Below are 21195 nucleotides of genomic sequence, written 5' to 3'. Positions count from 1 at the left end.
ATGGTCGACCTCGCCCCGATCCCGACCCTGACCATCGGCGATCGCGTCTTCAACTCCCGCCTCATCACCGGTACCGGCGGTGCGCCGAACCTCGCCGTCCTGGAACACGCGCTCGTCGCGTCCGGCACCGAGCTGACCACCGTCGCGATGCGCCGCATCAGCCCCGCGTCGGGGACCGGCGTGCTCGATCTGCTGCGTCGCCTCGAGATCGCCGTCCTGCCGAACACGGCGGGCTGCCACACCACCGCCGAGGCGGTCCTGACCGCGCAACTCGGCCGCGAGGCGTGCGAGACGAACCTGGTGAAGCTGGAGGTGGTCGCCGACGACCGCACTCTCCTGCCGGATCCGCTGGAACTGGTCGACGCCGCCGCGGCGCTGGTCGCCGACGGCTTCCAGGTGATGGCCTACACCAACGACGATCCCGTCCTCGCGCTGCGGCTGGAGGACGCGGGCGTCGTCGCAGTGATGCCCCTCGGCTCGCCGATCGGCACCGGGCTCGGCATCTCGAATCCGCACAACATCGAGATGATCGTGTCGCGCGCGCAGATCCCGGTGGTGCTCGACGCGGGTATCGGCACGGCCAGCGATGCTGTCCTGGCCATGGAACTCGGGTGCGACGCAGTGCTTCTTGCGTCAGCAGTGACCCGCGCGGACGATCCGGTCGCGATGGCCACCGCGATGAAGTACGCCGTCGCCGGCGGCTACCTCGCAGCGCATGCCGGCCGCATCCCGAAGCGGTTCTGGGCTCAGGCGTCGTCGCCGGTCAGGGACTGACGGCCGCGGCGCCAGCCGCCCTTCTCGGGTGGGGCCTCGCCGAAGTGGTCCGGTTCGCCGGTGCTGTACCAGGCCACGAGCACGGCGCCGATGACGGCGCCGACGAAGCCGACCACGGCCAGCCAGCCGAGGCCGGGGTGCGCGGAGTCGCCGAGGAAGGCGACGCCGATGATGCTGGGGCCCGCGGTCTCACCGACGACGAGCATCGCCGTCACTCCGTTCACCGCGCCCACCTGCAGGGCGACGGTCTGGACGTAGAAGCCCACCGCGCCCGCCACGGCGATGGCCCAGGCCGCCGGGTCGGTGAGGAGGGTGATCGCGTTGAACGGCTCCAGTCCGTGGAGCACGCGGACGGCGCAGGCGATGACGCCGAACAGCAAGCCCGCGCCGGCGCCGCCGATCGGGGCGGCGAGCCGACCGCCGCTGTAGACGCCGATCAGCGACACCGTCACCAGGATGAAGGTGGCGATCAGCAGTCCCCAGTGGAAGGCCATCGAGGCGTCGTCCTGCACGTTCGGCGACGACGAGACGCCCAGCATGAACAGGGACAGGACCACCAGCCAGATGGTGACCCAGTCGCGGGTGTGGAGCGTGATCGACAGCAGCAGCGTGCCGAGCAGCGCGGTCACCACGAGGTTGGCCGACACGATCGACTGCGCCAGGAACAGTGGGAGGAAGCGCGCGGCCACCGCGCCGCCGGCGAAACCGACCACCACCATCACGGTGCCGAAGATGAAGGCCGGGTCGGCGATCGTCGAGAAGGTGGACTCGATGGACGGCGACGACGAGCCGTCGATCCCGGCCTTGCCCTCCTCGCGCTGCTCCACGGCGACGCGTCGCGCACCGAGTGCACGGAGGACGGTCGAGACTCCGTAGGCCACCGCAGCCATCGAAGCTGCAATGATCCCAATTGCGTACAACGAAGATTCCTCTGAGTCGTCAATAAGTCTTCGGTAAGAACACGCTACACGGCAGACTTGTTCCTTGAGTTTTCCAGGACTGTCTACTGTGTAGTTGTGGACTCTGGTGCGCGCAAACACATTTTGATCACGTTCGGCCGGTCGTTTCTGACGCTCAACCTGGCTCGGTGGCTCGCCGCGGCCGGTCATCGCGTCTCGACCTGCGACAGTCTGCCCATCACGGTGAGTCGGTACTCGAACGCGGTGTCGTCGTTCCACCGGGTGAGCCCGCCGAAGTTCAAGCCGCAGGAGTACTGCCGCGAGGTGGCCGAACTCGTGAAGTCCGAGGGCATCGACATGGTGATCCCGATCCACGAGGAGACCGACATCATCTCGATGATGGCCGGCCTGTTCCCGTCGACCTGCGAGCTGTTCCTCTCACCGTTCGAGGTGGAGGACATGCTGCACAACAAGTTCTCGTACCAGGAGGCGCTGGTCGAACGCGGCTTCCAGACGCTCAAGTTCGCGAAGATCGCCTCTGCCGAGGATCTGCCGAAGCTCGACTTCGACACCCCGTTCGCGGTCAAACAGACCTACTCGCGCGGATCGCAGCAGGTCTACAAGGTGCAGCCGGGCGACTCGCTCGACTTCCTGACCTACGACCCCACCAATCCGTGGATCGCGCAGGAGTGGCTGGAGGCGGGCGACCGGTACTGCACCTACTCGGTGTGCCGCGACGGCGAGGTCTTCGCGCACGCCACCTACCCCGTGTCGTACGCGATTGACGGCAACTCGTGCCTCACCTTCGAGCACGTCGACCATCCGGAGATCCTGGAGTGGGTGCAGCGCTTCGCGAAGTCGGTGAACTTCACCGGCCACATGGGCCTCGACTTCTTCGATCACCCCGTCCGCGGCCTCTACACGATCGAGTGCAACCCCCGCGCGACCAGCGGCATCATGATGTTCACCCGGGAGAACCGCGTCGACCGCGCGTTCTTCGGCGAGAACACCGACGTGATCAGCCCCACTCCGGGCCGTGTCACCATGATCGGCGTCGGAATGGCGCTCTACGGCTGGCGCAAGAACGCCAAGCCGCGCAACAATTTCCGCACCTTCTGGCGCGACTTCCGGGCCGCCCACGACGTCATCTACGACCCGCAGGACCGCAAGCCCGCCGCCATGTTGATTCCGGCGTACGCAGCCATCCTGACGCACGGCTACAAGTACAAGGTGGGTCTCGCGGAGGCCTTCATGCACGACCACGAGTGGGACGGCCACAAGATCTGAGGACCCTGTCGTTTCCCTGCTGATCGAGTAAGCCCGCGAACGAAGAGAGCGGGCGCATCGAGATCGCCGCGGGCTGAGTCGGTGAACATGGACTGGCGCTCGCTCACCGCCATGCTCAGTCGGCAGCGGCACCGCCGCGCACCCTCGTGCAGAACGCCGTCAGCATCGACATCGCGCGGCGCTGCGGATCGAGCATCACGCCGCCGTGGGCCTGACCGTCGAGCTCGTGGAACTCCACGTCGGGCAGGTGTTCGGCCGCCGCACGACCGCCGGCGGGCGGGAAGAAGACGTCGTGCTCGTACGACAACACCAGCGTCGGTGCGGTGATAGCCGCTAGACGCTCGGGAGTCGGCTCCTTCGCCAGCATCCAGCTCTGCGATGCCGACAGCTGTCCGCGGAGGCCGTCGGCCCCGGCCCACGACGTGTCGCCCGAGGTCAGGAGCTTGCGCCACGTGCGGACGGCGTCGTCGTCGACCAACTGGTCGGGGGTCAGCGTGGTCATGAGCTGCTCGAAGACCGTGACCGCTTCGGGGAGGTCGCCGAGCCGGTCGATGAGCCCGAGCTCCATCTCGTTGACGATCTCGCCGATGGCCGACGACCGCAGTCCGGCCATCATCGCGACGCCGAGGACTCGGCCGTGCCACTGCGACACCAGCGCCTGGGTCACGTAGCAGCCCATCGAATAGCCGGCGACGATCGCCTCGTGCACGCCGAAGTGGTCGAGGACGGCGATCGCGTCGTCGGCCATCTGCGGAACCGTGTACGGCGCCGGGGGAGCGGACGACGGCTTCAGGCCCCGCGCTGAATACGTGATGACGGAGAACCCGGCGGCGGTCAACGCGTCCGGGATCCCGGTGAACGGCCAGACGGCGGCGGGCATGCCGAGGCCGCCGTTCAGCAGGACGACGGGGCCGTCGCCGACCAGCGTCGCCGCGATGGCGACGCCGTCGGCGACGCGGATGAGCTCGGGCTCGGTGGGGTGCGGATTCGGCTCGGTCACGTCACCCGACGCTACCCGCGCGAGAGCCCCGCGACGATCTGCTCCAGGCTCTCGGCGGTCCGGGCCATCACCGTGCCGCCGTCGGTGACGACCAGCGGGCGCTGGATCAGCGACGGGTTCGCGACCATCGCGTCCAGGAGCGCTTCGTCGTCGGCGTCGTCGAGCTTCAGTTCGGCGTACACCGGCTCACCAGAGCGAATGGCGTCGCGGACCGACAGCCCGGCCGACGAGATCAGCGTGCGCAGCTCGTCCTTGGTCGGGGTGTCCGACAGGTACTCGACCACGTTGACGTCGGCGCCGGCGTCGCGCAGCACCTGCAGGGCGGCGCGGGATTTGCTGCAACTGGGGTTGTAGTAGATGGTCGCGTCCATGGCGACTCCTCTCGTTCGGGGATTGAAGAAGGGCGTTCAGGCCAGCAGGTCGGCGAGCGGGACGCTCGGGTCGGCGAGCTTGGCGGTGTCGACGGGGCGACGTGCCTCGATCAGGGCGGCGATGTCGTCGCCGGCATCCCAGATGTTGACGTTCATGCCCGCCAGGACCACGCCGTCGGCGCTGACCCAGAAGGCGAGGAACTCACGCTTGGCGACATCGCCGCGGGTGACGACCGAGGCGTAGCCGTCGGCGTGGCCGCGGTACTCCATGCCGAGGTCGTACTGATCGGTGAAGAAGTATGGCATCCGCGCGTACTCCGCGTTTCCGCCGGTGATGTTCTGTGCGGCGACGGCCGGCTGGTTGAGAGCGTTGGCCCAGTGCTCGGTGCGCACGCGCGTGCCGAGGATCGGGTGCTGGGCGGCGGCGATGTCGCCGACGGCGTACACGTCGGCGGCACTGGTGCGCAGACCGGCGTCGGTCGCGACACCGCGCTCGGCGATCTCCAGTCCGGCGGCTTCGGCGAGACCGGTCTCCGGGCGGGCGCCGACGGCGATCAGAACGGCGTCGGCGTCGACCGTGGAACCGTCGCCGAGCTTGAGGCCGGTGGCCTTGCCGTCGTCGACGGTGACCGCGGCGACCTTGCTGTCGAGGCGCAGGTCCACACCGTGCTGGCGGTGCAGCTCGGCGAACGCGGCGCCGATCTCGGGGCCGAGGGCGGCCTGCAACGGCTGGGCGGCGGCCTCCACGACCGTCACCTCGGTGCCGCGGCCGCGCGCACCGGCGGCGATCTCCAGGCCGATCCACCCGGCGCCGATCACTGCGAGGCGCTTGCCCTCGCCGAGGACGTCGAGCAGTGCGGTCGCGTCGTCGACGGAGCGCAGGTAATAGACGCCTGCGGCGTCGGCGCCCTCGATCGGCGGGCGGAACGACGACGATCCGGTCGCCAAGACCAGCGAGGTGTAGGCGAGCGTGCTGCCGTCGCCCAGGGTCACCGTCTTGGCGGCAGGGTCGAAGGCGGTGGCGCGCGTGCCGAGGCGCAGGTCGACGTTGTTGTCGCGGTACCAGGCCTCGTCGTGCACGGTGAAGTCCGGCAGCGTCTTGGATCCGGCGATGAACTCCTTCGAGAGGGCCGGCCGTTCGTAGGGGGCGACGGCTTCGTCGGCGATCAGTGTGATGGCGCCGGTGTAACCGTTGTCGCGGAGTCCTTCCGCCGTCTTCGCGCCGGCGAGGCCGCCGCCGATGATCACCGCGTGGTCGGAGTTCTGGTTCGTGTCGGTCATGTCACGTCTCCTCAGTGGATCTCTATCGATTACTTCTTTTGATTATAGTAACCGTGGAGCGCGTCGGGCAGAGTCTGACGGCCCACTCAGGCGCATCGACTAAGCGCTCACGACCAGTATCACGCCGAGCCCCGACATCACGACGGCGATTGCCGCGTCCAGAAGTCGCCACGCGCGGCTGGATGCGAAGACGGGTGCCATCTTCTTGGCACCGAAGCCGAGCATGCCGAACCACAGGAGCGACGCGATGCAGGCGCCGATCGCGAACGCCCACTTGGCATTCGAGTGACTGTTAGCGATGGAGCCGAGCGTCAGAACGGTGTCGAGATAGGTGTGCGGGTTCAGCCAGGTGAGTGCCAATGCGGTGCCGAGCGCGGCCCAGACCCCGAGGTTGCGGCCGGGCTCGGCCCCGGGATGGGCGCCCGCGGTCGGTCGCCACGTGCGCTTGGCAGCGAAGGCGCCCAGGGCGATCAGGTACGCGCCGCCCACGTAGCGGGCGAGCACGACGGCGTTCGGGTGTGCGGTGATGACCGCGCCCAGGCCTGCGGTGCCCGCGCTGATCAGCACGATGTCGGAGATTGCGCACACAGTGATCACCGGCACCACGTAGCGGCCGGCGATGCCCTGGCGGATGACGAAGACGTTCTGCGGTCCGATGGCGATGATGAGTCCCGCTCCGGTGACGAGGCCGGCGAGCGCGGTGAGGAGATACGTGGTGGTCACGTACGTCCACGCTAAGAATTGGCGACTACTTAGTCCAACGAATGATTCTTACGAAAGATTAGACTCGCTTAACATGGAGTTCTCCGCCGAAGGCCTCGCCACGCTGTCCGCCGTCCTCCGCGAGGGGACGTTCGAGGCGGCGGCCGCGTCGCTGCACGTCACGCCGTCCGCGGTGAGCCAGCGGATCAAGGCGCTCGAGCAGTCCGTCGGCCGAGTCCTGGTGCGCCGCACCAAACCTGCGACCGCCACGGTCGACGGCGCCGTCCTCGCCCGACTCGGCGAACAGTGGGACGTCCTCGTCGCCGAGGCGCGCGGAGAACTCCTCGGGGCCGCACCCGAGTTCGACGGCGATCCCCGTCATCTCCCGCGGGTCGAGTTGTCCATCGCGTGCAACGCCGACTCGCTCGCCACCTGGTTCCTGCCGGTCCTCGCGCAGATGCACCGCGAGCACGCGGTGACCCTCGACGTGAACCGCGACGACGAGTCCGTCACCACCGCGATGCTGCGGGCCGGTGATGTGATCGGCGCGGTCACGTCGGATCCCATCGGCGTCCGCGGCTGCGAGACCATCGAACTCGGCTCGCTCCGCTACTTCCCGGTGGCTTCGCAGGAGTACATCGAGCACTGGCTGCCCGACGGCGTCCGCCTCCGCGACATGAGATATGCGCCCATGGTGATGTTCGACAGCAACGACCATCTGCAGCTCAAGACGCTCAAACAGCTGATCGCCGAACCGATCTCGCCGCCGGTCAACTACGTGCCCGCGGCCGCCGAGTACCGCCGCGCGATCGCCGCCGGGACCGGCTGGGGCGCGGTCCCCGAAGTGGAGATCGAGGACGAGCACACGGGGCGGGACCTGGTGAAGCTGTCGGAGAAGCCGGTCGACGTGCCGCTGTACTGGCAGCACTGGCGACTGCGCTCGCCGGCTGTCACGGCGCTGACTGAGATCATCGTCGAGCATGCCCGCTCCAGTCTGGTTCCGCCGCGTCGCGCGACGGCCGCGCAGGCGAGGCCGCTGGGGAGTCGGTGAATCCACCGGGCCGCGAGTCCGGGGTGTCGCGTCGGCGACCTCGAGTCCGTCGCACTGCCCTGAACGGGACTGTGTACAGCGGCTGAGTCGACGGCCTGCCGGGCCGGGCGTGGGATGAACCTCAGTCGGCGGTCAGCGATTGATTGCTGAGGACTCGAGCTGGCTGACGAGGAGCGCGAGTACCCTTTGGGCCGCCTCGTCATCGTGATCGGTCAGCCAGGTCAAACCCACGCCGTCGATCACACTGACGATGAGTCGAGCAAGACTGTCGGTCGGTGCCGTCCAGGTGACTTCGGCAGCATCGGCGACCGCGTCGAGGAGCCGGGTTGCCGCGGCGAAGTAACCTCGGTACTGACTCGCGGGAAGGTCGGTAGCGCCGTTGCGCACCGCGTAGACTGTCAGTTCGTACAGCGCGAGTTGCTTTTCCGGCGGGGCGACGATGCGCCGCCACAGAGCGTCGATCGTGTCTCGCAGAATGGAGTGCAGGTCGGCATCGCCAGGTGCAACCGGATGTGCGGAATGCTCGCCCAGTTCCGCGACTGCACCTGAGACCAGGGTCGTCAGCAACTCGTCTTTGGATGAAAAGCAGTAGTGGAACGCGCCCTGTGGCATCTGCGCTTCGGCCGCCACCGACCGGGTGGTGAGGTTCGCCAGTCCGTCTCGGACCAGCACACGCCAGGCGGCGTCGATCAACAGTTGACGTCGATCCTCGACGGCGATCCGAGCCACGTACCCGCCTCCTGGTTTGTGTTGACCCCAACTCTGCCAGACCTCAACTCTGCCAGAATGCACCGTCCCGTGGCCCATCCGCGGTTACGAACCGACAGTCCGCGACCACGGTCAGATGATTTTTGGTCGATTGACTCGTTCACGCAACTTGGTTGATTGACCAAGTTATGATCGGGGTCACGTCAGACCGGCGTTTGGACTTCTGTCATGGAAAGTGAGTTTGTGATGCCTGAGGAGTACGATTCTTCCCTCCCCGCCGCCCAGGGCACGCTGACCGTCCCGCGCATCGTATTCCTCGTCGTGGCGGCGGCGTCCCCATTAGCCGCCGTTGTGGCGACCCTTCCGCTGGCTCTCGCGGTAGGCGCGGGGCCGACTACGCCGCTGATGTACCTGATCGCGGGGGCGATTCTGCTGTGTTTCGCGGTGGGCTACGCGGCGATGAGTCGGCGGGTGGTCGCTCCCGGCGGCTTCTATTCGTATGTCGCAGTGGGGCTCGGGCGCCGGGCCGCTGCAGTCGCCGCGTTCGTCGCGTTGATCTCCTACAACGCATTGGCGGTCATGCTGGTTGCCACCTTCGGATACTTCTCGCGGCTGGTGCTCGCCGACTCCGGAATCGACTTGCCGTGGGAGGCGTATTCGGCTGCGGCTGTCGTCGCCGTCGGTGTCCTGGGATGCCGCCGGATCGACGTCAGTGCGCGGGTGCTGGGAATTCTGGTCGCTGCCGAGCTCGCAGTTCTCGTAGTATTCAACACCGCAGTGCTCTCGGAAGAGGGGGTGCGGGCGCTGCCGATCGGCGCTTTCGACGTGACTGAGTTGACCCAAGCGGGTCTCGGTCTGGGGTTGATGTTCGCGTTCACGTCATTTCTCGGTTTTGAAGCGGCGGCGCTGTACAGCGAAGAAGCGCGGGAGCCGAGGCGGACTGTCGCCCTTGCCACCTATGTGTCGGTCGCGGTGGTGGCTGTCTTCTACGGTTTGACCAGTTGGATCTCAGTCGGTGCACTCGGGATCGATGGTGTCCGCGAAGCCGCTCAAACCCAGTTGGGTGATCTGATTCTCCACCTTGCCGACGAGCGGCTCGGCTCCGCCTTCAGTGCGGTGATGACAGTCCTTCTCCTCACGGGGCTCTTCGCCACGCTCCTGGCGTGCCACAATTCGACTAACCGACTGACATCGGCAATCGGTCGAGAAGGATTGCTTCCCTCGGCGCTCGGTCGATTCCACCCGAGGCTGTGTGCGCCGGTACGCGCGAGTCTGTTGCAGACAACTGTGAACGTGCTGGTGGTCGGTGCGTTCGCCGCTTTCGGAGCCAATCCGTACTCCACTCTCGCGGTATCGATGTCAGCGTTGGGCACACTCGGGATGGTGTTTCTGCAAGCGATCACTGCGTTCGCCATCGTCGCGTATTTCTGGCGCACGACGGACCGGCGAGGGTGGCGACCCATGCTCGCCTCTCTCATCGGTGGATCGGGCCTGAGCATCGCGGTGGTGCTGATCATCGTCCACTATCAGGAGCTGACCGGTGTTGACAATGTGGTCGTGAACCGACTCCCGCTGCTGCTGGTGTTCGCCGGGGTCGCCGCTGCCGGATACGCCGAATGGCTGCGGCGACATCGTCCCGATCGTTTCGGCGCTATTGGCGAATCGGCTTACGCGCGCTCGGCCCCCGCCGAGCGCGAAACGACCCCCAATGACCGACCTGCGCACCATCTCCATTGACGGTGCCCGACCTCAGACGGACAACTGTCGCCATCGGCGACTCCCGACACACAGAAAGAGAACTAATGAACTCCAACCCCTTCACTGCGACGGTCGTCGGCGGTGCCGGCGCGATGGGCCGGTTCGCTGTCCGCGGCATCGCCGAACTAGAAGCCGCTGATCGAATCCTCATCGCCGACCTCGATCTCGCTCGCGCCGAACAGATCGCGGCCGCCGTCGGCCCGATTGCCCAGGCTGTCGAGCTGGACGCGACCGATCCGATCGCGATGAGCCGGGTCTTCGCAGAATCGAACGTCGTCCTCAACGCCATGGGGCCGTTTGCGAAGTTCGGGACACCGATCTTGCAGGCAGCACTTGACGCACACTGCGACTATATCGACATCGATGACGACTGGCAGTCGACCGTCGAAGCGTTCGAGCTGGATGAGCAGGCACGCAACAGTGGTCTTCGAGTGGTCATCGGACTCGGTGCCAGTCCCGGGACAACCAACATCTGCGCGCGTATCGCGGCCAGCCGACTCGACACCGTCGACGATCTGTTCACCGGCTGGTCGTTGGCGTCAGCGGTCACCGAGCCGGAAGCCGATGTCGAACCTGGAGGCGCCGCCGCCGCCGAGCACTGGCTGCTGCAATGCACAGGCAAGATCAAGGTCTGGCAGGCTGGCCGCCTTGCTGATGTGAGACCGCTCGAACGCGTCGACTTCGACTTCCCCGGGCTGGGGTCCACATCGGCATACACTATGGGACACCCGGAACCGGTGACTCTCCCCCGGACCTTCCCGCAGGTCAGCCGGAGTCTCAACCTTCAGTGCGGCCCGGAGGCATTGTTCACCGGGCTACGTCAGGTCGCCGCAGCAGTCGAGGCCGGCGAATTGACGGTCGAGGCCGCAGTCGAACTCATCCACCAGCGGGAAGAGCCGACCGCTGATCCGTCCGAAGCGACGTTGCCGGACCTGTTTGCTCTCGCGGTCGGATCGCGTGCCGGTGTTCGAACCTCGGTGGCTGTCCAACCCGCAGTCAAGCTTCGGGGAAAGATGGGCGGACACACCGGATACCCACTGGCGATCGGAGTGCATCTGTTGCGAACCGGTGGCATCACGGCGACTGGTGTGAATGCTCCTGAAGCAGCAGTGGATCCAGAGGAGTTCTTCGCTGCCTATCTCCGTTTGGCCGGCGACACCAGCGCCGATAGCGGATACCTGATCAACGAATCGCCGAGTTCGGAATCAATGCTCAGCTAGCCTCGCCTCGAAATCTCATCGGGGCGCCGCTGGGGCTCCGGCATTTCGTCGGGAGGTCGGGTCCGACGCACTCGGCGACGGCCGCTTGCTAAGACGGCCGTCGCCGACCCGGTCCACGCAGCGTCGGCGGCGGTACGATTAATCCGTCGGTGACAACCGAGCGCGCAAGTCTCGCTTGAGGAGTTTGCCCACCGGGTTACGAGGTAGAACCTCCACCATTTCGAGGCTCTCGGGAAGCTTGTACGTCGCGATCCGCTGTTCGCGGAGGAAGTCGGTGAGGTCATCCAAGGTCAACTCGGTATCGGGGTTCAGGGCCGCCACGACATGAACGCGCTCACCCATCACCTCCGACGGCCGACCGACCACGGCGACCTCGGCGACGGCGGGGTGGTCGCTGATCAAGGCCTCGATCTCAGCCGGGGCGATATTCATTCCGCCCCGCACGATGAGGTCCTTGGAGCGGTCGACGTAGCGCAGGTACTGGTTGTTGTCGCCGGCGATCTCGAAGACCTCGCCGGTGCACAGGAAGCCGGCGGAGTCGAAGGGACTGGGGAGCCGATCGCCATTGAGGTAGCCGGCGAACACCATCGGGCCGTCGATGTGCAGTTCCCCGGGCCGGCCGGGCTCGGTGATCTCCTCTCCGGTCTCCTGGTCGACGAGCTTGAGTGAGATCCACTCGCTGACCCGGGAAGCCCAGTCCGTGTGCGGAGCGCCGTAGCGAGGGAAGTACTTGGCCCGGTTGTCGGGATCGGGGAAGTCCTCGGGACTCGAAAGCAGGCCGATCCCTTCGTTGGAGCCGAAGAAGTTGATCACCGCGATACCCATCTGCTCCTGCCATCCGCGCACGGTGACCGGCTGCAGCGGCGCCGAACCCGAACCGACGCGGGTCAGGCTCGACAGATCGATCCGACTGCGCAGTTGCTCGTTGCGCAGCAGCATCAGCAGCAGAGCGGGCGGGGCGACCGTGTAGGTCACGCGCTCGGTGGCGATCTGGCCGAAGAAGGTGGGGGCGTCGAACGGGTGGTGCTGGACCAGCGTGGCGCCGGTCCTCAGCCACGGAAGCAGTTTTCCGACGAATGCCGACATGTTGATCATGGGGAAGGGGTTGAGCAGGACATCGTCGGCGGTCAGCCGCGGGGCGTCGACACCCGCCCAAGAGAATGAGAGCCAGTCGTAGTGGGCGCGCGGCACCCCCTTGGGTGCGCTTTCGGTCCCCGACGTCCAGCAGATGGTCATCGGATGGTTCGGGTCGGCGACATAGCCGTGGGCAGCCACGGCGGCGCGGTCGGACTCGGTCGCCGGCGCCGAGACGAGGTGGGTCGCTCCCGGGACCGGTTCGGCGACGGGGGCGGAGGTGAGCGTCGCGACGGCGGCGAGCGTCGGCAGGCGATCGGCGAAGCCGGTGATCACCTCGGCTGCGGGCCACCCGGAGAAGTCGGGGACGGTCACCAGAATGCGGAAGTCGGCGGCCGTACCCATTTCGACGATCTCGTATTCGCGGTACTGCATCGCTAGCGGCGAGACGACCGCCCCGATGCGCCAGGCCGCCAGGTACAGCGCCACCAATTCGACACCGTTGGGCAACTGCACGCCGATCACGTCACCGGGTTTGATCCCGAGCTCGAGGAGTCGGGCGGCCAGGCCGGTGACCTCGTCGTCGAGTTCGTTCCAGGTCAGACGACGGGGCGCGGTGCCGACCAGGGCCGCGTTATTGGCCGGGTCGACCAGCGCGACGCTGTCGCCGCGTTCCCGGACACGGTCGGTGAAGAGCTGGTCCACGGTCTCGTCGGTCCAGGCGCCGAGCTCACGGAATCGGGCGATCTTCTCGGGCGGGTACAGGCCGGTGGTGAAGTCAAGCATGTGCGGCTCCTTCCAGGGAGTGATGGTCGTCGAGGGATCGGGCGTGGTCGAGGCGCCGGGCGGCCAGCCGGTACTGGATGGCCAGGTCGTCGACGATGTCGGCGACCGGGCTGATCGCGGTGATCGCTCCGACCCCCTGCCCGGCAGCCCACAGATCCTTCCAGCGCCGCACGGCGTCGCCGCCGGCCTGGTAATTCCGGTCGGGTTGCTGGTCGTCGAGGGTGTCCGGGTCGATGCCGTTCGCCGCAAGGCTGGGGCGCAGCCACGACGCCGGGGTGCCGGTGATTCCGGCGCTGACGATGAGATCGTCGATGTCGCTGTCGACGACCATCTCCTTGTAATCGGCCACGGCGAGACTCTCCTGTGCGGCGAGGAACCGAGTGCCCACGTAGACGAGGTCGGCGCCGGCTGCGATGGCACCGGCGACCCCGTTGCCGTCGGCGATGCCGCCGCCGACGACGAGCAGACCGTCGAAGAACTCCCGTACCGCGGCGGTGAAGGCGAACGGCGACAGGGAGCCGGTGTGGCCACCGGCGCCGGCACTGATGCAGGCTAGTCCGTCAGCGCCGACCGCAACCGCCTTTCGGGCCATCGGCAGATCGGCGACATCGGCGATGACCGCCCCGCCGTAGCCGTGGACGGTATCGAGGACCGGTTCAGGTGAGCCGAGTGCGGTCACCACCAGGGGCGGCCGGTAGCGCTCCACCAAGACCAGATCCTCGGCCAGTCGCGCGTTGGTCCGGTGGGTCACCAGGTTCACTGCCCACGGCAGCGTCGTGCCGTCGGCGTCGGTGAGATCGGCGCTGATGGTCGCCAACCAGTGGTCGAGATCGTCGGCGTTGCGGCAATTCTGAGTCGGGAACGCGCCTATGATGCCGGCGCGGCCCGCGGCGATCACCAGTTCAGGCCCGGAGACCAGGAACATCGGCGCTGCGACGACGGGCAGGCGCAGTCGGTTCAGGATTTCGCGCATCTCATACCTCCACGCCATCGGCGGCGCGTTCGGCGGTGCGCCATCGTCGCAACTGCGAACCCGGCGCCCAGGTCGAGTGGGTGCCGGAGGACACCCGTTCGGGCAGGCGGACCTGGCAGATCGGTCCGTCGGCAACCCGGGCCGCGTCGAAGATGACGCAGAAGGAGGCGTCGGCGTTCAGATCGGTCGTGATGGTCACCAGATAGGCGTCGTCTTCGCCGGTGGCGCCGACCTTGGGTGCCACACTCGTTTCGCTGGCGAAGACGCCTTCCCCGAAGGCGTAGTGCTCTTCGGCTCCGGTGTGCAGGTCGTGACGAACCAGGCCGTCGAACAGGAACCAGTTGGGCTTGCCGGTGGCAGCGTACGCATAGCGGTAGTCGGTGGTGGTGTAATCGGCGTTCATCATGCCGAATTCGCTGATCGTGTCGGTCAACGACGTCTCGGTGGTGGCGCCGGTGACCAGATTGAACCGCCAGCGGTGCAGCCGCGTCTGCATCCGGTTGAGTGCCAGGAAGCGGAAGGGGCGGAGAGAGGGGGGAAGTCCGGCGTCTTCGGGCAGCGGACCGGGGTCGGGGTCGTGCTGGAAGAACCCGTCGAGCACGACCTCGTCGCCGTCCTCGAAGGCGTTGACGAAGTGGAGGACGTAGGTCGGATCAGCTTCGAACCAGCGGATCTGGGACGCGTCGCCCCGTCGGGGAAGGATGCCGAAGCGCGACGGGAGGTCGTGCAGACGCGGCACATGATGCCCGGCCCGGAGCAGATCGGCATCCCAGAAGAGGGGGAAGTCGTTGAAGATCGCGTAGTTCTCGGTGTACGCCATATCGTGCGGCAGCCGCGGCCCGGGGAGCTCGATGGGTGTGTAGTGGACCACGTCGTTGTCGGCGTCGACGACGCCGTAGTGCATGTACGGCGCGTCCTTGCCGTAGTTGAAGAACAGGAGCTCACCGGTCCGGTCGTCGTTCTTCGGGTGCGCTGATACGCCGAGCGCCGAGGGGAATCCGCCGTTGAAGTCCGCCTTGCCCAGCGCCCGACCGGTCAGCGGGTCCATCCGGTAGAGGTCGCCGCACTGGTAGAAACTCGTCAGAGCCTCGCCGCGGAAGACGGTGACGTCGGTGCTCGAGGAATCCTTCAAGAACCGGCGTGCGCCAACGCCGTCGGTGCGGTCGGAGATCGTTGGCGACTCGGCGATACCGGCCCACAGCGAGCGCCCGGCCTGTTGCTCGGCCGCCAGGCCGTCGGTACGGACGAAGCGGTTGCGGTAGAACGCGGTGCCGTCGCGGAATCCGACGATGTGGACCATCCCGTCGCCGTCGAACGGATGGTAGTGCTGAATCGGCTGGTGCAGCGGGTTCTCGGTATTGCGCAGGTACACGCCGTCGAGGTCGTGGGGGATGCGGCCGGCGACGACCTCAAGGTCGTCGGCGTTCCACTCCCGCTGCTGGGGGCGCCAGGGGCCGCTGCGGTAGGGATGATCGTCATCGTCGGGGAGGGTGCTGAGCATCCGCTCCACGACGTCCACGCTGGTAACCATCGTTAATCCTCTGCTGGATAGGGGGTTGGGTTCTGGGGGTGAGCGGGTTTAGTCGTCGACCGTGGTGCACACGAGGGCGACGCAGGTGGCCGTGCTGCCGCCGAAGTTGACCGTCCCGAAGGTGGTGGCGCCGTCGACCTGCAGGTCGCCAGCCCGTCCGGACACCTGCGAGGCGGCGTCGAGCAGCATCCGGACCCCGCTTGCGCCGACCGGATGGCCGCCGCCGATCAATCCGCCGCTGGGGTTGATCGGAAGTCGGCCGTCGCGTTCGATGGTCCCGGTCTCGATCGCCTCCCACGACTGGCCGGGCGCGGTGAGTCCGAGGTGGTCGATGACGAGGTACTCGCTCATCGAGAAGCAGTCGTGGACCTCCACGCCGTCGAGGTCGTCGAGGTCGACGCGGGCGCGGCCGAGGGCGTCGGTGATCGTCTGGCGCAGGTGGGGCAGTACGTATTCGTCGTCGCGGCTGGCCTCGAACTTGCTCGTCAGCGATAGTCCGGCGCTCGCGTGACCCCATCCGGTGATCTCGGTCCACGGCGTGACGTCGGGGTGCTCGCGGCGGTAGCGGTCGCTGACCAAGATCACGCCGGCGGCGCCGTCGGTGATCTGACTGCAGTCCGTGCGTCGCAACCGGCCTTCGACAATCGGGTTGGCGGTGTCATCGGCCTCAAAGACCAGATTGGTCCAGTCGCGCGTCTGCGCATTGGGGTTGAGTCGGGCGTTGCCGAAGTTGACTTCGGCGATCCGGCGCAGGTGCTTATCGTCGATGCCGTATCGGCGGTCGTACTCCTCGGCCATCTCGGCGAACATGTAGGGCCACATGTAGGTGGCGTCCTGTCCCTCGTGTCCGACCCACGCTGCGGCGCCCAGGTAGGCGGCGGCTTGATCTCCGGAGACGGTCTTCTCCAACTCAACGCCGAGAACCAGGGCGACGTCGTAGTTGCCGGCGCGCAGGTCGGCCATGGCGGCGAGCACCGCGGTGCCGCCGGATGCGCAGGCAGCCTCGTGCCGGGTGGCGGGCACGCCCCACAGGTCGGGGCAGACCGTGGCGGGCATGGCGCCGAGGTGGCCCTGCCCGGTGAACAGCTGACCGAACGCGTTGCCGATGTGGACCACGCCGATCTCGGACGCGGGGACGCCAGCGGCTGCGCAGGTCTGGGTCACCGCTTCAGCGGTGAGATCGGCGAAGTCGAGCCCCTCTCGGTGCAGGTTCCGGGCGAAGTCGGTCTGGTAGCCGCCCAGCATCCAGACGGAGGAAGTAGTCATCTCGTGCGGGCTCCTTAGCAGGGAGGATGCGAATCATGGATGATGTATGTCACTATAACTATCAGAGTGACTCTGTCAAATATAGTTGGCTCTTTCGATCGAGGAGTGAAAGTGATAAGTCCGTCCGCCGCGAACGGCGCGTGGATCTTCGACTATGTGCGTACCCCGCGAGGGAAGGCCTCGCCCAACGGTGGACTGCACGGACAGACCGCTACCGACCTGCTCATCCAGCTGATGCGGGCGTTGCGGGAGCGCGGTGTCGACCCGGGTGAGGTGTCGGATGTGATCGTCGGCTGCGCTTCCCAGCTGAACGAGCAGGGGGCCAATCCGGCGCGTGTCGCTGCGCTGCGGGCGGGCTGGGGCCACCACGTGCCGGGGATGATGGTGAACCGCTTCTGCGCCTCGGGGATCGATGCGGTCGCCATCGCCGCGGCTCGGGTGAAGGCCGGGGACGCGGGGCTCGTGGTCGCCGGTGGGGTGGAGACGGTATCGCGGGTGCCGATCTTCTCCGATGGCGGCCCGCTGTGGACCGACCCGGAGACCATCGCCGATGTCGGGTCGATCCACATGGGCGTCGCGGCCGATCTCAACGCCACCCTGGAGGGGTTCGAGCGCGAGCAACTCGACGAGTACGGGGTGCGGTCCCAGCAGCGGGCGGCGCGCGCGTGGGCGGCCGGGAGGTTCGACGACGAGGTGATCCCAGTCGCCCGCGACGGTGCCGATCCGATGGCGGCGGACGAATTGATCCGTCCGGATACCACCGCCGCTGTCCAGGCCGCGCAACCGCTGGCCTTCGCCGACCTCGGAGCGCAGGGGCAGGATGCCATCGCGCTGCGCGCGTTCCCCGAGCTGTCGCAGATCGAGCACCGCCACACCCGCGGGACCTCGCCGGCTATGGCCGATGGCGCGGCGCTGCTGGTCGTCGGCACGAGGGAGGCGGGGGAGCGCGCCGGGCTGACGCCGCGAGCCCGGATCGCGGCCAGCGTGGCTACTGCCGGCCATCCGGTGCAGATGCTGACCGCCGGTCAGGACGCGGTGGAGGCCGCACTGGAACGCCTCGACGTCACCGCCGACGGGGTGGATTGCTTTGAGTTCGCCGAGGCCTTCGCGGCGCTGTGTCTTCGCTTCGAACGAGATCTGAAGATCGACGCCGATGGCGGCGATGACCGGATGAACCCCAACGGAGGAACCCTGGCCATGGGCCATGCATTCGGTGCGACCGGGGCGATCATGATCGGCGGATGCCTGACTGAACTAGAGCGACGGGGTGGCAAACGGGGCGTGGCCGCGGTCAGTGGCGCGGCCGGGCTCGGCAGCGCGGTGGTCCTGGAGCGGGCATGAGTGCGACGCCGCGGCGCTGAAGCGGCTGGGCACTAGGCTGACTGGCATGAAGATCTCCGTCAACGATGCGGTGCGTCCCGGGCCGCCGGGGCTGGCCGAGCCCAATGCGATCGCGCGGGGGCTGGGGGTGCTCGGGGATGAGTGGTCGCTGCACCTGCTCCGGGCGGCCCACCTCGGCGCTACCCGCTTCAGCCAGTTTCAAGCTGAGTTGGCGATCTCTGCGGCCAGCCTCACGACACGGCTGACCTTGCTGTCCGAGGCCGGCCTGCTGGCCCGGCGGATCTATCAGGACAATCCGATTCGGGCTGAGTACATTCTCACCGCGCGCGGTGCGGCGACCTGGCCGATCCTGCTGGCGATCTGGGACTGGGAGAGAACGTGGGGCGGTGAGCGTGCCGTCGCGCTGCCCTTGCGGCGACATGCGTTGTGCAATAGGGAGTTTCGGCCGAGGATGATGTGTGCGACGTGCGGTGAGCCTGCTGAGCTCAGTACCGTGCGCGCGATCTGGGGTCCGGCTGGTGGCTGGGCCCGCTCCCTGCCTCATACTGGAACGCGTCGCCGCGCCAGTGCCCCACGCACCCCAGAGGAGTTCCCGTCGACGATGACGGTGTTCGGCAATCGTTGGTCGGCGGTGGTGGTCGGCGCCGTTTTTCAAGGAATCCGCCGTTATGCCGATTTCGAGTCCGCGTTGCGGATCCCGCCGAATGTGCTCGCCGAGCGTCTGCGGGTCCTGGTGGAACAGGGTTTCGTCGAAACGGCGAAGAGGGGGAGTGGGCGGTCCGAATACCGTCTGACCTCCAAGGGGGCGGCCTTCTTCCCGGTTGTCGCGCTGACCCTGCTGTGGTCCGATCACTGGTTCGCCGACGCAGACGGGCCGGCGATGAACTGGCAGCATTTGGATCACGACTTCGCCGCCCGGCTCGTCTGCGACCGGTGCGGTGCAGGTTTGGCTGCTGAGGCAATCGAAGTGGTGCCGGTGACGAGCCGAGGAGCGCGCAGAGACGAATAGGCGCAGGATCGTGGGCCTGATTCATGACGGCGCCGCCGCCGCTCGTCGTGCCGCTCGCCGCGCAGCGAGTCTCGGTCCACCAGGGCCTTGAGGACGGCGGTCAGCATGGACTGGTTGGTCTGGCTCGTACGCGCGTCGTTCGGGCGGGCACCTGGAATCGGGTTCCCCGTCCCGGGCGTACACGTTCCGCAGATCGCGTGATGACGCCGCCGGAGACTGCCGATGGTCGAATCAAGGTTCCGCTCGGCGGTGATGCGTCCGCGGCGAAGCGGCTCCGTTGAGTACTGTCGAACGAGTGCGAGGGCAACGCGTCAGAACGACGCTGATCGGGCTGCTTCTGCTGCTCGCGGGGGTCTGCTATTCATCCTGGGTGCTCGACTACTTCCTGCACTCCGGGCTCGACCCGATGCGGTCGTTCCTCTCCGAACTCGCCAGCGGCCACATGCCGCATCGCAACGTCTACGTGGCCGGGGACGTCCTCACCGGCACGTTTGCCCTGCTCGCGGCCGCTGGACTGCTGATGCCACCGATGCTGGTGCGGAATCGGTTCTCGATCACCGCGGCCGTCGCGATCGCCGTGTTCGGGGCGTCGACCATCGCCGATGCGCTGATGCCCATCGAATGCCTCGCCGGCCGAGATCCCGGGTGCCCGAGCGAATCGCGCGGCCTGCTCCCGCAGCTGCACCACTTCCACGCGCTCACGAGCTCGCTTGCCGTGTTCGGCATCTTCTTCGCGATGGGTGCGGCCTCCCTGGCGGCCTGGCGTCGACGGGACTGGCCGTGGCTCCGGTTCGGCGGCGGACTGGTCTTCGTCATCGTCGTGCTGGCCACCCTCTGGATGCTGGGCGCCGACCGGCTCGACGGCGACTACCGACTGGGGCTGGCGCAGCGGATCCAGGTCGGCGGCATGAGCGTGTGGCTCGCGTTCTGGGGCGTCGCGGTGATGCGATGGCGGCCCGCCACCGCATCACCGGAACCGTCGGACGCGGTCAGCGGCGGTACGTCGTCGTGAACGCGCGGTGCGACGTGGTGCGGTTGGCCGCCACCTCGTAGGCGTTCAGCGTGAGGGCCGACGGCGTGATGTTCAGGGTCATGAAGCCGCGGTCGGTGTAGTTCTCGTACTTCGCGCGGAACCGCTTGGCGGACTTGCCGTTCACCGACTTCGCCGCAGCCCCGGACACGATCTGACGGGTGCCCTTCAAGCCGCTCACATTCTCCAGGACCTGCTGGCTGTGGTCGTGACCGGAGAACAGGAAGTGGGCGCGTCCGGCCACGTGCTTCTCGATGAACTTCTTCATCTCCACCCCGTTCAACGGTGCGGGCAGGCCGTCGAAGTCGCCCGCCGGGCCGTGCGGGCCGTTGTTGGCGTACGGGTGGTGGGTGCAGACGATCTTCCACGGTGCGGTCGACGTGCGCAGCCCCTGGTCGAGCCACTGCGCCTGCCGCGTCATGTAGTGCCCGCCCGGCTGCCACTCGGGGGAGAGGAAGGGCGGGATGTAGGCGGCCAGCGGGTTGATGTCGAGGACGAAGACGTCGGCCAAGCCCAGCGAGACCGCGTAGTAGCGGGCCGGCATGTACCAGCGCTTGGACCTGCGGTGATAGGCCACCTCGGCGTCTCCGCGGAGCAGCCAGCCGCCGTCGCCGGGGAAGATCGCGGTGTTGTCGTGGTTGCCGAGCGTCATCAGCCACGGGAAGTCCAGGCCCGCGTTGGGTTTCTCGAACTTGGTCTGGAACTGGCGGTCGTCGGGTCCCTTGGGGCCGGCCTCGTAGATGTTGTCGCCGAGGCCGAACGCGGCGTCGAAGGGCTTGGTGTTGTGGATCGCGAGGGCGGCGTCGGTGACGGCGTACTGCGGCTTCTCGCCGGTTCCGGCGTCGCCGGTCACCAACAGGTGCAGGGCGTCGGAGCGGGCGGGCAGCGGATAGCGCTGCGCCGCGGACGCCGTGCCGGTGCCGAGGGAGCCGAGACCGGCGGCGGTGCCGACGGCGGCGGCACCGGCGAGGAAGGAACGACGGTCGAGGCCGCGAGCGGGCTTCTGGGGGCTGTTGTCGGACATGGCGATGATCGTCGCATGTTCAGATGAACGAGATGGCCGTGCCGCGAACACGAGTCGCAAGCCTGACGCCACTCGGAGTTCACCGCGCGGACACTTCGCTTTGAGACGGT

The 21195-nt window shown here is 67.4% G+C and carries 19 protein-coding genes; 8 read left to right on the top strand and 11 right to left on the bottom strand.

Annotated elements, in window-relative coordinates; genetic code table 11:
- Positions 1–774, top strand: a complete 774-nt coding sequence (gene thiG, locus ACH46_RS18940; protein WP_062394306.1) for a thiazole synthase — start codon at positions 1–3, stop codon at positions 772–774.
- On the opposite strand, the gene ACH46_RS18935 is transcribed toward thiG, so the two are convergent.
- Positions 747–1694, bottom strand: a complete 948-nt coding sequence (locus ACH46_RS18935; protein ID WP_062394304.1) for a hypothetical protein — start codon at positions 1692–1694, stop codon at positions 747–749. The two genes, thiG and ACH46_RS18935, sit on opposite strands and share 28 nt — an antisense overlap.
- Positions 1695–1790: 96 nt before the next feature.
- Between ACH46_RS18935 and ACH46_RS18930 the strand changes: the two genes are divergently transcribed.
- Positions 1791–2960, top strand: coding sequence for an ATP-grasp domain-containing protein (locus ACH46_RS18930; RefSeq protein ID WP_062394303.1), 1170 nt, complete (start codon positions 1791–1793; stop codon positions 2958–2960).
- 115 nt (positions 2961–3075) lie between these two features.
- Here ACH46_RS18930 and ACH46_RS18925 read toward each other — a convergent pair whose 3' ends face one another.
- From ACH46_RS18925 to ACH46_RS18910, 4 genes are all read right to left on the bottom strand, one after another.
- Positions 3076–3960 (bottom strand): alpha/beta fold hydrolase, encoded by an 885-nt coding sequence (locus tag ACH46_RS18925; RefSeq protein WP_062394301.1) that lies wholly within the window; start codon positions 3958–3960, stop codon positions 3076–3078.
- 11 nt (positions 3961–3971) lie between these two features.
- Positions 3972–4331, bottom strand: a complete 360-nt coding sequence (gene arsC / locus ACH46_RS18920) for an arsenate reductase (glutaredoxin) (RefSeq protein ID WP_062394299.1) — start codon at positions 4329–4331, stop codon at positions 3972–3974.
- A gap of 36 nt (positions 4332–4367) precedes the next feature.
- The gene (locus tag ACH46_RS18915) at positions 4368–5612 is read right to left on the bottom strand and encodes an NAD(P)/FAD-dependent oxidoreductase (RefSeq protein ID WP_062394298.1); all 1245 of its coding nucleotides are present in this window, start codon (positions 5610–5612) and stop codon (positions 4368–4370) included.
- A gap of 99 nt (positions 5613–5711) precedes the next feature.
- Entirely contained in the window at positions 5712–6335 is a 624-nt protein-coding gene (locus tag ACH46_RS18910; RefSeq protein ID WP_062394297.1) for a LysE/ArgO family amino acid transporter, read from the bottom strand.
- 73 nt (positions 6336–6408) lie between these two features.
- On the opposite strand from ACH46_RS18910, the gene ACH46_RS18905 reads away from it, so the two are divergent.
- On the top strand, positions 6409–7365 hold the full coding sequence (locus ACH46_RS18905; protein ID WP_062394296.1) for a LysR family transcriptional regulator ArgP: 957 nt from the start codon (positions 6409–6411) through the stop codon (positions 7363–7365).
- A gap of 132 nt (positions 7366–7497) precedes the next feature.
- On the opposite strand, the gene ACH46_RS18900 is transcribed toward ACH46_RS18905, so the two are convergent.
- Entirely contained in the window at positions 7498–8094 is a 597-nt protein-coding gene (locus tag ACH46_RS18900; protein ID WP_062394295.1) for a TetR/AcrR family transcriptional regulator, read from the bottom strand.
- Between the two features lie 207 nt (positions 8095–8301).
- Here ACH46_RS18900 and ACH46_RS18895 point away from each other — a divergent pair, with 207 nt between their 5' ends.
- Both ACH46_RS18895 and ACH46_RS18890 read left to right on the top strand, forming a co-directional pair.
- A complete protein-coding gene (locus ACH46_RS18895) occupies positions 8302–9810 on the top strand; it encodes an APC family permease (RefSeq protein WP_062394294.1) in 1509 nt (502 codons plus the stop codon).
- 65 nt (positions 9811–9875) lie between these two features.
- Positions 9876–11051: a saccharopine dehydrogenase family protein gene (locus tag ACH46_RS18890; protein WP_062394293.1), complete on the top strand. Its 1176-nt coding sequence runs from the start codon at positions 9876–9878 to the stop codon at positions 11049–11051.
- 138 nt (positions 11052–11189) lie between these two features.
- On the opposite strand, the gene ACH46_RS18885 is transcribed toward ACH46_RS18890, so the two are convergent.
- The 4 genes from ACH46_RS18885 to ACH46_RS18870 are packed head-to-tail and all read right to left on the bottom strand — an operon-like array spanning position 11190 to position 16681.
- The gene (locus ACH46_RS18885) at positions 11190–12911 is read right to left on the bottom strand and encodes a class I adenylate-forming enzyme family protein (RefSeq protein ID WP_062394292.1); all 1722 of its coding nucleotides are present in this window, start codon (positions 12909–12911) and stop codon (positions 11190–11192) included.
- Positions 12904–13884 (bottom strand): NAD(P)H-dependent flavin oxidoreductase, encoded by a 981-nt coding sequence (locus tag ACH46_RS18880; RefSeq protein WP_062394291.1) that lies wholly within the window; start codon positions 13882–13884, stop codon positions 12904–12906. Before ACH46_RS18880 ends, ACH46_RS18885 begins: the two co-directional genes overlap by 8 nt.
- A 1-nt stretch (position 13885) precedes the next feature.
- Complete coding sequence (locus ACH46_RS18875) at positions 13886–15415, bottom strand: carotenoid oxygenase family protein (protein WP_062394290.1); 1530 nt, start codon at positions 15413–15415, stop codon at positions 13886–13888.
- Positions 15416–15463: 48 nt separating this feature from the next.
- Positions 15464–16681, bottom strand: a complete 1218-nt coding sequence (locus ACH46_RS18870; RefSeq protein ID WP_062394289.1) for an acetyl-CoA acetyltransferase — start codon at positions 16679–16681, stop codon at positions 15464–15466.
- A gap of 111 nt (positions 16682–16792) precedes the next feature.
- Here ACH46_RS18870 and ACH46_RS18865 point away from each other — a divergent pair, with 111 nt between their 5' ends.
- The 3 genes from ACH46_RS18865 (at position 16793) to ACH46_RS18855 (ending at position 20043) form a co-directional block, all read left to right on the top strand.
- A complete protein-coding gene (locus tag ACH46_RS18865) occupies positions 16793–18022 on the top strand; it encodes an acetyl-CoA C-acyltransferase (RefSeq protein WP_226995684.1) in 1230 nt (409 codons plus the stop codon).
- Between the two features lie 46 nt (positions 18023–18068).
- A complete protein-coding gene (locus tag ACH46_RS18860) occupies positions 18069–19031 on the top strand; it encodes a winged helix-turn-helix transcriptional regulator (RefSeq protein WP_082399941.1) in 963 nt (320 codons plus the stop codon).
- Between the two features lie 295 nt (positions 19032–19326).
- Positions 19327–20043 carry a DUF998 domain-containing protein gene (locus ACH46_RS18855; RefSeq protein WP_062394287.1) on the top strand — a complete coding sequence of 239 codons (717 nt, stop codon included), beginning with the start codon at positions 19327–19329 and terminating at the stop codon, positions 20041–20043.
- On the opposite strand, the gene ACH46_RS18850 is transcribed toward ACH46_RS18855, so the two are convergent.
- On the bottom strand, positions 20021–21085 hold the full coding sequence (locus tag ACH46_RS18850) for a metallophosphoesterase (protein ID WP_062394286.1): 1065 nt from the start codon (positions 21083–21085) through the stop codon (positions 20021–20023). The two genes, ACH46_RS18855 and ACH46_RS18850, sit on opposite strands and share 23 nt — an antisense overlap.
- Positions 21086–21195: the final 110 nt, after the last annotated feature.

The sequence above is a fragment of the Gordonia phthalatica genome (assembly GCF_001305675.1).
Classification (GTDB): Bacteria; Actinomycetota; Actinomycetes; order Mycobacteriales; family Mycobacteriaceae; genus Gordonia; species Gordonia phthalatica.
The sequence above is the reverse complement of the archived record's forward strand: the minus strand, read 5'-3'. Positions and strand labels throughout refer to the sequence as shown.

Coding starts and splice junctions, on each gene's coding strand:
- ACH46_RS18870 (WP_062394289.1), bottom strand. CDS start 16,681: ATGACTACTTCCTCCGTCTGGATGCTGGGCGGCTACCAGACCGACTTC.
- ACH46_RS18890 (WP_062394293.1), top strand. CDS start 9,876: ATGAACTCCAACCCCTTCACTGCGACGGTCGTCGGCGGTGCCGGCGCG.
- ACH46_RS18895 (WP_062394294.1), top strand. CDS start 8,302: ATGGAAAGTGAGTTTGTGATGCCTGAGGAGTACGATTCTTCCCTCCCC.
- ACH46_RS18850 (WP_062394286.1), bottom strand. CDS start 21,085: ATGTCCGACAACAGCCCCCAGAAGCCCGCTCGCGGCCTCGACCGTCGT.
- ACH46_RS18875 (WP_062394290.1), bottom strand. CDS start 15,415: ATGGTTACCAGCGTGGACGTCGTGGAGCGGATGCTCAGCACCCTCCCC.
- ACH46_RS18915 (WP_062394298.1), bottom strand. CDS start 5,612: ATGACCGACACGAACCAGAACTCCGACCACGCGGTGATCATCGGCGGC.
- arsC (WP_062394299.1), bottom strand. CDS start 4,331: ATGGACGCGACCATCTACTACAACCCCAGTTGCAGCAAATCCCGCGCC.
- ACH46_RS18880 (WP_062394291.1), bottom strand. CDS start 13,884: ATGCGCGAAATCCTGAACCGACTGCGCCTGCCCGTCGTCGCAGCGCCG.
- ACH46_RS18885 (WP_062394292.1), bottom strand. CDS start 12,911: ATGCTTGACTTCACCACCGGCCTGTACCCGCCCGAGAAGATCGCCCGA.
- ACH46_RS18860 (WP_082399941.1), top strand. CDS start 18,069: ATGAAGATCTCCGTCAACGATGCGGTGCGTCCCGGGCCGCCGGGGCTG.
- thiG (WP_062394306.1), top strand. CDS start 1: ATGGTCGACCTCGCCCCGATCCCGACCCTGACCATCGGCGATCGCGTC.
- ACH46_RS18905 (WP_062394296.1), top strand. CDS start 6,409: ATGGAGTTCTCCGCCGAAGGCCTCGCCACGCTGTCCGCCGTCCTCCGC.